Annotated in this window: 8 protein-coding genes and 4 pseudogenes; 5 read left to right on the plus strand and 7 right to left on the minus strand. The window is 69.4% G+C overall.

Annotated elements, in window-relative coordinates; translation table 11 throughout:
• Positions 1-108: 108 nt before the first annotated feature.
• The 5 genes and pseudogenes from ABTZ89_RS25540 to ABTZ89_RS25560 form a co-directional block, all read right to left on the minus strand.
• Positions 109-1,692, minus strand: a pseudogene (locus ABTZ89_RS25540) (carboxyl transferase domain-containing protein); the annotation flags it as partial.
• Between the two features lie 64 nt (positions 1,693-1,756).
• Positions 1,757-2,812, minus strand: a pseudogene (locus tag ABTZ89_RS25545) (cytosine permease); the annotation flags it as partial.
• The gene (locus ABTZ89_RS25550) at positions 2,809-4,257 is read right to left on the minus strand and encodes a YlbE family protein (RefSeq protein ID WP_351049087.1); all 1,449 of its coding nucleotides are present in this window, start codon (positions 4,255-4,257) and stop codon (positions 2,809-2,811) included. The gene ABTZ89_RS25550 and the pseudogene ABTZ89_RS25545, both read right to left, overlap by 4 nt.
• The gene (gene fdrA, locus ABTZ89_RS25555) at positions 4,254-5,798 is read right to left on the minus strand and encodes an acyl-CoA synthetase FdrA (RefSeq protein ID WP_351049090.1); all 1,545 of its coding nucleotides are present in this window, start codon (positions 5,796-5,798) and stop codon (positions 4,254-4,256) included. The genes ABTZ89_RS25550 and fdrA overlap by 4 nt, the downstream gene beginning before the upstream one ends.
• The gene (locus ABTZ89_RS25560; protein ID WP_351049093.1) at positions 5,795-6,721 is read right to left on the minus strand and encodes an oxamate carbamoyltransferase subunit AllH family protein; all 927 of its coding nucleotides are present in this window, start codon (positions 6,719-6,721) and stop codon (positions 5,795-5,797) included. The genes fdrA and ABTZ89_RS25560 overlap by 4 nt, the downstream gene beginning before the upstream one ends.
• A gap of 113 nt (positions 6,722-6,834) precedes the next feature.
• On the opposite strand from ABTZ89_RS25560, the gene ABTZ89_RS25565 reads away from it, so the two are divergent.
• From ABTZ89_RS25565 to ABTZ89_RS25585, 5 genes are all read left to right on the plus strand, one after another.
• Positions 6,835-7,764: a carbamate kinase gene (locus ABTZ89_RS25565; protein ID WP_270947850.1), complete on the plus strand. Its 930-nt coding sequence runs from the start codon at positions 6,835-6,837 to the stop codon at positions 7,762-7,764.
• Positions 7,765-8,025: 261 nt separating this feature from the next.
• Entirely contained in the window at positions 8,026-8,769 is a 744-nt protein-coding gene (locus tag ABTZ89_RS25570; RefSeq protein ID WP_351049097.1) for an IclR family transcriptional regulator, read from the plus strand.
• Positions 8,766-9,716, plus strand: coding sequence for a formimidoylglutamase (gene hutG, locus ABTZ89_RS25575; RefSeq protein WP_351049100.1), 951 nt, complete (start codon positions 8,766-8,768; stop codon positions 9,714-9,716). Before ABTZ89_RS25570 ends, hutG begins: the two co-directional genes overlap by 4 nt.
• 1 nt (position 9,717) lies before the next feature.
• Complete coding sequence (locus tag ABTZ89_RS25580) at positions 9,718-11,202, plus strand: ABC transporter substrate-binding protein/permease (RefSeq protein ID WP_351049103.1); 1,485 nt, start codon at positions 9,718-9,720, stop codon at positions 11,200-11,202.
• Positions 11,202-11,933 (plus strand): amino acid ABC transporter ATP-binding protein, encoded by a 732-nt coding sequence (locus tag ABTZ89_RS25585; protein WP_351049106.1) that lies wholly within the window; start codon positions 11,202-11,204, stop codon positions 11,931-11,933. The genes ABTZ89_RS25580 and ABTZ89_RS25585 overlap by 1 nt, the downstream gene beginning before the upstream one ends.
• Before the next feature lie 170 nt (positions 11,934-12,103).
• Here the strand turns inward: ABTZ89_RS25585 and ABTZ89_RS25590 are convergent.
• Together ABTZ89_RS25590 and ABTZ89_RS25595 are read right to left on the minus strand one after the other, a co-directional pair.
• Positions 12,104-12,703: pseudogene (locus ABTZ89_RS25590) on the minus strand (alanine:cation symporter family protein); the annotation flags it as partial.
• Positions 12,704-12,764: 61 nt separating this feature from the next.
• Positions 12,765-12,858, minus strand: a pseudogene (locus ABTZ89_RS25595) (ArsR family transcriptional regulator); the annotation flags it as partial.

The following is a 12,858-nucleotide window of genomic DNA, read 5'->3' on the forward strand; positions in this document are numbered from 1 at the left end:
AGGGCTTCTACGACCAGACCTCGTGCCACCGGATCGGCACCAGCGGCCTGCAGATCCGCTCGCGTGCGTTGGGGCCGGTCCTGGCGCCCCAACGCACGCACGAGCTGTTCAGCCCCGGTCTTGCTCGCGGAGTTCGTGCTCCAGGGTTGCGATGATCCGCGGTCGCAGGTCCTCCGGTTCGATGATCTCGTCCACCGAGCCGACTTCGACGGTGCGCTGGATGTCGTGCACCGCGTCGAATTCCGCCGCCACCTCGGCGAGCTTCTCGGCCCGCACCGATTCCCGGGTGCGCCGTGCGCGCGGATCGGACCGCGGTAGCCGGCTGACCCGGGGATCGCGGTCGGTGCGGGCGTCGACCTCACCGGCGAAGACCACCGCCGCGGCGGGGGCGCCGCCGAGGACCGATGCGAAGGAGCCGGACACCGCGAGCACGGTCATCCGGGGGTTCAGCGCCTTGGAGAAAACCACGAAGGCGCCGCCGTGGTAGCGGGAGATCACGCAGAACACGATCGGGCCGCGGAAGTTGACGATCGCCCTGGCGATCTCCGCGCCGTACTCGAGCTGCAGCGTCCGCATCGACTCGGGTGAGCCGTCGAAGCCCGACAGGTTCGCCAGCACCACCAGCGGCCGGTTCCCGCTGGCCGCGTTGATCGCGCGGGCCACCTTCTTCGCCGACCCGGGGAACAGGGTTCCGGCGGTGAAGGCGCTCGGACCGTCGGTGGGCGGGAATCCGCGGCGGGGCACCGGGCGCGATTCGACGCCGACCAGGCACACCGGGAATCCGCCGATGTGCGCGTCGGTCACCACCGTGGTCTCCGCGCCCGCCATGCCCGCCCAGCGCTCCCGCACCGGCAGGTCCTGGTCGGACACGGCGCGCAGCACGGTCCGGATGTCGAACGCCTTCTTGCGGTCCGGGTTCTTCGCGGCGGAGAAGATGTCGCCGACCGAGTCGAAATCGCCGTCGGCGGTGGGGTGCGGGAACCGGCGGACGTCCCGGTCCGCCGGATCGGTGGTGGCGGCGCGGCGCGGCCCCTGTTCCCCGCGCGCGACGTAGGTGTGGTCGTAGTGGTCCAGCAGCACGTCCAGCGCACCCGCCAGGTCCGGTGCCCAGTGCTGGGCCTGCCCGTTGGGCCCCATGATCCGGTCGTGGCCGCCGATGCCGAAGTTGTCCTCGGCGGACACGCTGCCCGAGAAGTCCAGCGACTTCTTGCCGGTCAGCACCATGGTCGAGTCGGGCGTCATCACCAGGACCCCCCTGGTGTGCATGAGCATCGTGGCCTCGGCGTTCCAGTACGGCTGCGCGCCGACGTTCACGCCCGCGACCACCACGTTGATCTCGCCGCCCTCCTGCGTGAAGGTGACGATCGACTTGAGGGCGCGGGCGACCCAGTCCATGTTCTCGGTGCCGGAGTCCATCGAGATCTTCGCCCCGGCGGACAACGCGAACCACTCCACCGGGACACCCGTTCGCCTGGCGAGGTCCAGCGCTGCGCACACCCGCGCGCACTCCGGTTCGGCCAAGGCCCCGAGCGACCTGGTGGCGTCGCCGAGCAGCACGACCCGGGTCACGCCGTCCGGGTGGCGGGGCGTCGGAGTGCTCGTCACGCCCACGACGATCCCGGCTGCATTGCGCCCCGCCGGCCGGTCCACCGGCACCAGCTCGCCAGTGTCCGCCAGGTCGTGCTCGGTGAACGGGGTTTCGGAGGATGATCTGGTCCGCGATGAGGACCGCACCGAGCGGTGGGACCAGGACCCCGAGGATCGACAGCCAGTTCACGAAGTAGTTCCAGGCGCCGAGCAGCGCCGCGAGCACTCCGATCACGCCGAGGACCAGGGTCAGGAGCCGCATCTTCGAGCGGGTCAGGTGCGACCAGCCCAATGCCCCGTTGTAGAGGCAGTGGGTGCAGACCGAACCCAGGTTGACCACCACGAAGACCACGACCAGGACGTCCAGCAGCGGGCTTCCCGCGCCGGTGAGGATCGGGGTGAAGTCACCACCCGCGGACTCCGCGGACGCGATGGCACCGGCGGCGACGAGGACCGCGCCGCTGAGCTGGGCGACGAGGCTCGCGACCGGGAACGCCGTCACCGTCGCCCACACCGCTTGGCGGCCGTTCTCCGACCAGCGGGTGAAGTCGGCCGTCATGGTGCCCGAGTCGGCGAAGGTCGCCATGATCGTGGTGACCGCGACGCCGAACGTCATGGCACCGCCGCCGACGCCCTGGAAGTCCGCGATCCGGCCGAAATCGCTGTGCTGCGCCGCGATGACCACGGCAGTGCCCGCCGCCGCGATGAACAGCGGCGCCGCGATCGCGCCGAGCCAGGACAGCGCCTTGATGCCGAGGTAGGTCACGGCGATGAAGACGATGCCCGCCGCACCGGCCACCAGGGTTTCGTTCCAGCCGAACGCCTTGTTCAGGCTCGCGCCGGTCGCTCCCGTGTTGAACGCGAACCAGCCCACGACCACTGTGGACAGGAAGCCCGAGGCGACCGCGTAGCCCGCGGTGCCGAACGTTTCCGTCGCCTGCAACGAGAAGCTCTTGCCGGTCTGCCCCGCGCGGTAGCTGAGCAGGCTGACGTAGGCGAACATGATGAGGTTCGCCACGAGGATCGCGGCCAGTCCTCGCCCGAAACCGAGCATGGCGACCACGAGGCCACCGGGCACGGCGTTGGTGAGGATCATCGGGAAGCCGAACCAGACGGCCGACACCGTCAGCAGCGACTTCCGGTGCGTCGGCGGCACCGGGCTGTGCTCGAACTCCGACTCGAGTTCGAGACCGGCGTGCTCTTCCTGCGCCTCCCCCGCTGTCATGCCCGCGGTTCCGCGCTGGGGGCGAGCTTCTCGGCGAGGGCGATGACGGCCTTCTCGAAGACCTCCGCCGGCGGGTGCGTGATACCGGCGCCGATCATGCCGATGCCCGCTTCCTTGTGCGCGATGGCGGTGTTGATGACAGGCAGGATCCCGGTGTCGAGGACCTTGCGCACGTCGATCGCGGTCGGCAGGCCCTGGAAGCCCAGCGACGGGATCGTCAGGTTCGGGTTCTCCGCCGTGGTGATCTGCGCCATGTCCCGGGTGTAGGCGACGGCCTCCTCGACGGTGCCGCCGACCAGGGCGACGATCGCCGGGGCGGCGGCCATCGCGAAACCACCGAAACCGAAGGTCTCGCTGATCGCGGAGTCACCGATGTCGAGACCGGAGTCCTCGGGCTTGTAGCCGGCGAACATCGGGCCGACGACCTTCTGCGCCGGGCCGGTCAGCCAGTGGTTGCCGCCCAGGCCGCTCACCCGGATGCCGAACTCGACGCCGTTGCGGGCCATCGTGGTGACCACTGTGGAGTTCTCGATGCCGTGCGCGGCGTCCAAACCGGCCTTGGCCATCGCCAACCACACCGGGCCGGAGAAGTAGTCGGAGCTCGCGATGAAGTCGAAGACCTCCTTCTTCTGCTCCGTGGTGAAGCTGGTGCGCAGCAGCGACGGCGCCAGCGCTTGGAAGAACAGCAGCGTGCCGGCGTTGTTGCGGTTGTGCGCCTCGTCGCCCATGTGCAGGGCCTGCGCGAGCAGCAGGCGCAGGTCGATCGGGCCGCCGATCTCCATGGCCTCCTTGAGCATGGGGCCGAGGACGTCGCGCATCCAGATCAGCCGCTCGACGACGCTCTCGTCGTTGGCGCCCATCCGCAGGATCTTGGCCATCTGCTCCGACAGGTTGGTGTAGGAGTAGTTGCCGTGCGTCTCGTTGTGCAGGACGTGCATGTACATCGACGCCGAGGTGACACCGGCCATCGAGCCGACGCAGTCGTGCTCGTGGCACGGCGAGAAGGTGATCTTCCCGGACGCGGCGACCTCCGCGGCCTCCTCCAGGTCCTTCGCCAGGCCCTCGAATACCAGCGCTCCGGTCACGGCGCCCTTCATCGGACCGGACATCCGCTCGAACTCGATCGGCGGGCCGGCGTGGATGATGGTGGTCGGCGTCATGCCGGGCACGACGTCGATGGCCCGGCCGAAACCGACCAGCATCGGCTTGGCGTTCATGACCCGGTCGGCCGCTTCGGCGTTCGCCGCCTCGATCTTCGCCTTGATCTCGGGGCGCTCGAGCACGTCGAGGGCGGCGATCACCTCGGGCTTGCCGTTGCCGGGCGGCGTCCAGTCGAGCGTCGTGACGGTGCCGCCTTGCGCGGCGATGTCGTCCTCGAACATCTGCAGGCCGACGTTGATGACGTTGAGGTCGTTGCTGAACAGCTGGGTGGTGGGGGTGCTCATGCGCGGGAGTCCTTCCGGGTGATGGCGCGGGCGAACCGGCCGGTTTCGGTGCTGCTGCGGGTGACGGTGACCCCGGCAGCTTCGAGGGCCGCGACCTGCTCGTTCAGCGACGGCGCGTCGATGTCGGTGCCGAGCACGTAGCCGACGATCTCCAGGTGGCGTCCGGCGTCGGCGGCGATGCGCTTCGCCTCGGCGATGGCCGGGAGGGTGACGCCGACCGGGTCCTCGTGGGAGCCGAAGCCGAGCACGAAGTCCATGACGATCGCGGCGACGGTCGGGTCCGCGGCCTCCTGGACCAGGCGCTCCAGGCGCAGCGACGGGTCGATCATCGGGTGCGGGCGGCCGTTGGTGAACTCGTCGTCGCCGAAGTCCAGGAACGTGTGCCCGGTGCTGGTGTCCTTGGCGCGCAGGACGAAATCCGCGTCCTTCTGGATGTTGCTGAAGACCTCTTCGCCGTCGTCGAGCAGCGCGTACATCGACTCGTCGCACAGCGTGCCGCCGCAGAACAGGCCGCGCACGAACCGCTGCTCCGAGCCGAGCTTGCCGCGCACCTCGGCGACCCGGTCCTGGTCGAGCTCGGGCACCGCGGCGTCCGGGACCGCGGTGAGGCGGACGGCCTGCAGCGCGGCGTCCTGGCTGCTCGACGCGAAGTGGCCGCCGGCCGCGGTCACGGCCGCCTCGGAACCGTTGATGAAGTACACGACGACGGGCTTGCCCGCCGCGGCGATCTCCGCGAGGACCTTCTCCTCCACCTCGGGCGCCGGGGGCTTGGACACCAGCACGATGGCTTCGGTCTTCGGGTCCTGCGCGAGGGCGCGGATGCCGTCGATCATCATGATGCCGCCGACCTCGGCGGACAGGTCGCGACCGCCGGTGCCGAGGAGCTGCGAGATCCCGCCGCCCAGTGCGTGGATCCGGACGCTCACCTCCTGCGAGCCGGTGCCGGAAGCGGCGACGATGCCGATCGTGCCGGGGCGGACAGCGTTGGCGAAGCAGAGCCCGACGTTGTTGATGATGGCCGTGCCGCAGTCGGGGCCCATCATCAGCAGGCCCTTGTCGTGGGCCAGGTTCTTCAGCTCGATCTCGTCGGCGACGTCGACGTTGTCGCTGAACATGATCACGTGCAGGTCGTTCTCGAGCGCCTTGCGCGCCTCGCGGGCGGCGAACGCGCCGTTGACCGCGATGACCGCGAGGTTCGCGCCCGGCTCGCCCTGCGCGGCCGAGGAGATCGTGCGGTAGCCGACCTTCGCCTCGCCACCGGCCGGGGCCTTGCGGGCGAGCAGTCCTTCGATCTGGGCGATCACGTCGTCGGTGTCCACGCCGTCGCCGGTGACCGCGACGATCATGAGGTCGCCGTTGCCGGCGGCCGCGAGCTCGGGGGTGAGCAGGTCGAGGTTGTCCAGCACCCCCTTGTTCATCTCGGTCGCCATCGCCACGAAGGCCTGGTCCACGCCGTCGATCTGGTTCGCCTTGGTCGAGATCGACATCAGGGACACCGAATCGAAGTAGGTGTTCTCCTTGATCACTGCGGTGGCAGTCACATGAAACCTCTCAGTTCTTCTTCCAGTCGGAACCCGGCCAGCAGGCCGGACAGGATGTCGGTTCCGGACGTGTGGCCGATGCCCACCACCGGGCCGGCGTGGAGCCGGAGCTGCCGCGCCAGGAGCTCGTCGCCGACCGGGGCCGGATCGAGCAGCACGCGCAGCAGGTCGAGCAGGCCTTGACGGGCGCGTCCGCGGAGTGCGGCGCGGAGGGTGGCGCGGCTCAGCGGGGTCGTCCGCTCCGGGCCGTCGTCGAGGGCCTGCCCGATGAGCGGGTTGATCCACGACAAGGTGCTGTGCGGTTGTGCGGCGAGCAGCGCGATTCCGGTGAGGAAGTCGTCGCCGGCCGGGGTCAGCCCGGGTCCGAGCCCGAGCAGGCTCGTCGCGGCAGCGACCACGGCTGGGCCGTCCTCGCCGCGGACCGCGGTGACCAGCGCTGCGCACCCGCGTGCCAGTTGCTCCTGGATCTGGGCTTCGAAGACCGTGGCCGCCGCACCGGAGGTCCGCACTCCCCCGTCGACGCCGTGCACGTCGAGGAACGCGGCGAGCGCCCCGGCCCGCCTGCCCGGTTCGCCGTGCCCGAGTTCGACGGGAATGGCTTTTGTATACCATTTGCGAGCCCCGTCGATTCGGACGATCCGCGACGAACCGCCCGCGAACGCGATCGCCGCGGCGGACAACCGGACGCGATCACCCGCCGCGAGCCGCCACTCCGCCCAGCCCTCGACGTCGACCCGAACACTCCACGGCGCATCGTCCATCTCGGCCGAACACAGTGCTATGAGCCGATCTTTGTCGGAAATCACGTTCACCACCCGGTCGAAGACCGAATGAACGCGACCGATCCCGGGGTGCGCGAGGAGGTAGCCGGCCGCCTCCTCGTCGATCGAGAGAGCGCGCCCGGCGGCGGAGAGCGCGTGCATCCGAACCACCCCTGCTTGCCACTTCGAGACGTCGACGTCCCATAAAATGGTATACCATTACCCAGTGTCTGCGACAGCAAGTCGCATCAGGGACCAGCGGAGGAGAAGCACGCATGCGAGTTGTTGTGGCACTGGGCGGGAACGCCCTGGCCAGGCGCGGGGAACCGATGACCGCCGACCGGCTGCGGGCCAACGTGAAGTCGACCTGCCAGGCGCTGGCCGGGCTGGCGCGCGAGCACGAGGTCGTCATCACCCACGGCAACGGGCCGCAGGTCGGACTACTCGCCCTGCAGAACCTCGCCTACCAGGACGTCGCCGCCTACCCCCTGGACATCCTCGGCGCCGAGACCCAGGGCATGATCGGCTACGTCGTCCAGCAGGAGCTCACCAACGCCCTCGGCGGCGAGCGCGAGGTCGCGGCGGTGCTCACCACGACCGTCGTCGACGAGGACGACCCGGCCTTCGACCGGCCGACGAAGCTGATCGGCCCGACCTACTCCGCGCAGGACGCGGCCGAGGCGGCGGCCGAGTACCGCTGGACGATCGCCCGCGACGGCGCCAACTTCCGCCGCGTCGTCCCCTCGCCGAACCCGGTCCGCGTGGTGCAGGCGCCGATGGTCCGGCTACTGCTGGAGAACAACCGGCTCGTCGTGTGCGTCGGTGGCGGCGGCGTCCCCGTCAAGACCGATTCGAAGGGGCGCGAGGCGGGCATGCAGGCGGTCGTCGACAAGGACCTCGCGAGCGCCGCGCTGGCCGCCGAGCTCGAAGCTGACACGCTGATCATGCTCACCGACGGCGACTACGTCAGCGAGAACTGGGGAACCCCGCAGCAGCGCGACATCCTGACCGCCTCGGCGGACGCGATCTCCGAGCTCGCCTTCGCCGAAGGCTCCATGAAGCCGAAGGTCGACGCCGCGATCCGCGTGGCCCGAGCCGGCGGCCGGGCCCTCATCGGCCCGCTCGACCGCCTCGACGACCTGCTGGCCCGCAAGGTCGGCACCGAGATCCGCGGCGAACTCGACGAAGGCATCATCTTCGCCTGATCCACCGCACCGCCCGCCCGGATATCACCGCTGCCGGGCGGGCGGAACTGCTTCAGAGCCCGGACAAACTTCCGAACACGGGCGAAACCACTTCGCGCGCAAGGCTTTCCGGCCGCAGTTTCACCACGAGTAGTCGGCCGGGCACGGTCGGAGACCTCGTGGCGGTTCCGCTCCGCATCCGTTCGAATACTGGGAATAACATTCCCAGTCACTGGGAGAAATAACTGGGCAGCCGCACACCGCCGACGTACTGTCCCCGCCGTGACCAGCCCGGAAACGAACCGGAAGGCCGGTAGACGAGCTGCGCAGATCCTGGCGGTGTTCGCCGAGCAGGAGAGCGTGACCGCGGAGGAGATCTCCGCCCGCACCGGCATTCCCTCCAGCGCCGTGTACCGGCACCTGACGGCGTTCGTCGAGATCGGCCTGGTGCACCAGGGACGCACCCGCGGCCGCTACTGCGCTGGATCGCTGACGGTGCAGATGGCCGAGAACTACCGGCGCGAAGTGCTCAGCCAAGGCGGCGTGCGACTCCGGCTCCGGCGGTTGGCCACCGACACCGACGAACTCGCCGCGTTCCTCATCGCCCGCGACAACGACGTGCTCTGCATCGAAGCCGCCGAGGGAACGCGGGTCATCCGGTGCAGCTTCTCCCCCGGGCTGAGCAAACCGCTCACCTTCGGTGCGAGCGCACAAGCCCTGCTGGCGCACCTCCCCGCGGACCGGGTCGAGCGTGCCGCCGCAGCGCACGGGCTGAGCACCGCGCAGGTCGAGAAGTTGGAGGTCGACCTGCGCCGCGTGCGGGACCAGGGCTTCGCGATCAGCGTCGGTCAGGTCGATCCCGGGGTGTGGGGCGTGAGCGTGCCCGTGCTGGGCCGCAAGCACGACCTCGTCGGCGTGGTCAGCACGATGGCCCCGGATTTCCGCGTCCGAGCGCGACGCGAATCCCTCATCACGCTCACCCACGCCGCAGCGCAGGACATCAGCAGACTGGAGGCGTACGCGTGAGCACAGCCGCTCCGGAGTGGACCGGGCGCACGGACGGACCCGGGCCGGAACATCGCAGGTGGCACAACGCGATCGGCGAATCCCCCGGTACCGCCGGCGTTTCGCTGATCGGTTTCCCCAGCGACATCGGAGTCCGCCGCAACGGTGGCCGTCCGGGCGCGCAGGCGGGCCCTGGCGCGATCCGCGCCGCGCTGGGTTCGTTCGCGATCCCGCCGGAGGTCGTCGTGCACGACGCCGGCGATGTTGCCGTCACCGGTGATGCCCTCGAAGCGGCGCAGGACGACCTCGCCGGAGCTGTCGCGGCACAACTGGGCGCCGGAAACCTCCCGTTCATGCTCGGCGGCGGGCACGAAACGGCCTACGGCTCCTACCTCGGGCTCGCGCGCAGCGGCCTGCTGGACGGACGGCGCCTCGGCGTGCTCAACCTCGACGCGCACTTCGACCTGCGAGAAGCCGAGCGCCCGTCGTCCGGCACCCCGTTCCGGCAGATCGCCGCCGCCGAAGCCGAGCGCGGCGCCGAGTTCACCTACGCGGCGATCGGGATCAGCCAGCCGGGCAACACCGCCGCGCTGTTCACCACGGCGGCCGAGCTCGGCGTCCGCCACCTGCTGGACCTCGACTGCCAGGAGCGGCACGTCGAGGACGTCCTCGAGTTCGTCCGGGCCTTCACCGCGGACGTCGACGCGCTGTACCTGTCGATCGATCTCGACGTGCTCCCCGCCGCGCAGGCGCCCGGAGTCAGCGCCCCTTCGACCCTCGGCGTACCCGCCGCTGTCGTCGTCGAAGTGTGCCGGCTGGTCGGCGACGACCCGAAGCTCGTGCTGGCCGACATCACCGAGCTGAACCCCACCTACGACATCGACCACCGCACCGCTCGGATCGCGGCCCGCCTCGTGCACACGATCACGATGGGCGCTGCCGACCGATCTGTCCCGGAAGGACACTGAGATGCCCCGTCAGCGGACCTGGGCGCGGTTAGCGACCGCACTCCTCACCTGTCTGCTCGTGCTCGTGCCCACGAGCGCGGCGACCGCGCAAGAACCTCCTCCCACCGACAAGCTCGCGGCACTGCGGTCCGGCCAGGTCCCGCTGCGGGTCGGCACCGACGCGACCTTCCCGCCGTTCGAGTTCACCGATGCCGGCGGCAACCAGCTCGGTTTCGACGTCGACCTGGTCCGGGCGCTGGCCGCCCGGGCCGGGATCAAGAACGTCGAGTTCGTCCAGATGCCGTTCGGCAACATCGTTCCCGCGCTGCAGGCCAACCAGATCGACGTGGGCGCCTCGGCGATCTACATCAGCGCCGAGCGCGCCAAAGCCGTTGATTTCACCGATGTCTACTACCCCGGCGGCCTCGCCATCTTCGCCAACGAGAAGGACAACTCGATCGGCTCGCTGAAGGACCTGGCGGGCAAGCGGGTCGCCGTCCAGGTGGGCACGAAGTCCGTCGAGTGGCTCAAGCAGCACCAGCCCGCCGCGCAGCTGATCACCGTGCAGACCAACGAGCAGATGTTCTCGTCGGCGCGGCTGGGGCAGGCCGACGCCGTGGTGACCGGCGCCCCGGGCGGCAAGTACTTCATCGCCCAGCAGGGCGGTCTCAAGCAGGTCGGCGACCGGCTGACCGAGGAGAACTACGGCTACGCCTTCCAGAAGGCCGATCCGGCCCTGCGGGACGCGTTCAACACCGCGCTCAAGCAGATGCGCGACGACGGCTCCTACCAGCAGACCACCGACAAGTGGTTCGGCGCGGAGGCCACCGCCGCCAAGCCGGCCGAACACCCGCTGTTCAACGTCACCACCATCGTCGAGTCCTCGGGCCAGATCTGGCAGGGCCTGCTGGTCAGCCTCAAGGTCATCCTGAGCGCCCTGGTGCTGAGCCTGCTGCTCGGCACCATCGGCGGTTTCGCCAAGCTCAGCCGGATCGCACCGCTGCGGTGGCTGGGCACCGCCTACGTCTCGGTGATCCGCGGAACTCCGTTCGTGGTCCAGCTGTTCTTCATCTACTTCGGACTCCCGCAGCTCGGTCTGCAGCTGCCCCCGATGGCCGCCGGGATCATCGCCCTCGGGCTCTACAGCGGCTCGTACGTGACCGAGATCTTCCGCGGTGCCGTGCAGTCCGTCGATCGCGGTCAGCTGGAAGCGTCGCGGTCGTGCGGGATGTCGCACGCCGCGGCGATGCGCCACGTGATCATCCCGCAGGCGTTCCTGCGCATGCTCCCGCCGCTGGGCAACGAGTTCGTGTCGATGACGAAGAACTCGGCGCTGGTGTCGTTCGTGACCATCCACGAGCTGTTCCTGGTGGGGCAGACCATCATCTCCCGCACGTTCGACGCGTTGACGGTCTACCTGTTCATCGGCCTCATCTACTACCTGATCACCAACCTCATCGGTTTCGCGACGAGCACCATCGAGAAGAAGATGGCGGTGTACATCTGATGGCACTACTCGAAGTCAAGGACCTGACCAAGAGCTACGGCGAGGTCGAGGTGCTGCGCGGGATCGACTTCACCATCGAGCCCGGCCAGGTGGTCGCGGTGATCGGCCCCAGCGGCGGCGGCAAGTCCACCTTCCTGCGCTGCCTGAACCTGCTGGAAACCCCGACCGCCGGCAGCGTGCGCTTCGACGGCGAGGAGCTGACCGGCCGCGGTGTCGACCTCAACCGGCTGCGGTCCCGGATGGGCATGGTGTTCCAGCACTTCAACCTGTTCCCCAACATGACCGTGCTGCGCAACGTCGTGCTGCCCCAGATGAACGTGCTCAAGAGGTCGAAGGCCGAGGCCGAGGCGAAGGCCCGCCGCCTGCTGGAGCGCGTCGGCATGCTCGAACGCGCCGACGCCCACCCGAACAGGCTGTCCGGCGGGCAGAAGCAGCGCGTCGCGATCGTCCGCGCCGCCGCGATGGACCCGAAGCTGATGCTCTTCGACGAACCGACGTCCGCGCTGGACCCGGAGGTCGTCCAGGACGTCCTGGACATCATGTCCGAGCTCGCCGACGACGGCATGACCATGGTCGTCGTCACCCACGAGATGGGCTTCGCCCGCAAGGTCGCCGACCGCGTCGTGTTCGTCGACGGCGGGAACATCGTCGCCGACCTCCCACCGGACGAGTTCTTCTCCGACGACAACACCAACCCCCGGATCCGCGCCTTCCTGGACAAGGTCCTCTGACCGGTTCCGCCCGTCCGGCGACCACCACCGCCGGACGGGCGGAGCCCGCATCACGAGCTCCTGCGCCGCGCATCGAAGATCTGCAGTTTCAATTGAAACTGCGGTCCCGGAGAAGGTCTCGCGGCACGGCCCAGCCGGTCCGAAGCGGAACCGACCGGGCCGTGCGGTGATCAGTCGCGTTGCTTCACCGAAGTGGTTGCTGTTCCCCAGCATTCGAGGTCGGTCAGGCCGATCGATGCCGGGTCGAAGGTCGGGTCCTGGCCGCGACGTCGTTGGGCGTCGAAGTCGCGCAGGGCCCGGAGGGCCGGTTTGGCCAGCAGCAGCAGGCACAGCATGTTGACCCACGCCAGCGCCGCGTAGCCGACGTCGCCGATCGCCCAGATCAGGTCGGCGGACTGCACCGCTCCCCAGAACGTCATGCCCAGCAGGACGGTCTTGAGGATCGCGGTGGCCGTCGTCGGGGTGCGGCCGAGCACGTAGGTCAGGTTCGTCTCGCTGATGTAGTAGAAGGCCACCAGCGTCGAGAACGCGAACAGCGCGATCGCCACCGCGACGAACGGGCCGCCCGCGCCGAAGAACACCGAGTCCATCGCCGCCTGGGTGTAGGCCGGGCCCGCTTCGACGCCCGGCAGGTTCGTCGCCAGCGCAGGACCACCGGCCGGCTCGACGTTGTAGGCGCCGGTCACGATGATCATCAGCCCGGTCGCCATGCAGATGAACAGGGTGTCGATGTAGATCGAGAAGCACTGCACGAGGCCTTGCTTGGCCGGGTGGGAGACCTGGGCCGCGGCCGAACCGTAGGTGCCCTCGCCGACCCCGGCGACGTTGGAGCTGCCGGTCGTACTGGTGCATCCAGCGGTCGGCGATCGCGTTGATCGGTGCGGCGTTCAGGTAGTGCAACTTCTCGCGGCCGCGGCGAACAGTC

Source organism: Saccharopolyspora sp. NPDC002686 (assembly GCF_040295745.1).
GTDB lineage: Bacteria > Actinomycetota > Actinomycetes > Mycobacteriales > Pseudonocardiaceae > Saccharopolyspora > Saccharopolyspora oryzae.

Coding starts and splice junctions, on each gene's coding strand:
- ABTZ89_RS25550 (WP_351049087.1), bottom strand. CDS start 4,257: ATGAGCACCCCCACCACCCAGCTGTTCAGCAACGACCTCAACGTCATC.
- ABTZ89_RS25560 (WP_351049093.1), bottom strand. CDS start 6,721: ATGCACGCGCTCTCCGCCGCCGGGCGCGCTCTCTCGATCGACGAGGAG.
- ABTZ89_RS25565 (WP_270947850.1), top strand. CDS start 6,835: ATGCGAGTTGTTGTGGCACTGGGCGGGAACGCCCTGGCCAGGCGCGGG.
- ABTZ89_RS25580 (WP_351049103.1), top strand. CDS start 9,718: ATGCCCCGTCAGCGGACCTGGGCGCGGTTAGCGACCGCACTCCTCACC.
- ABTZ89_RS25585 (WP_351049106.1), top strand. CDS start 11,202: ATGGCACTACTCGAAGTCAAGGACCTGACCAAGAGCTACGGCGAGGTC.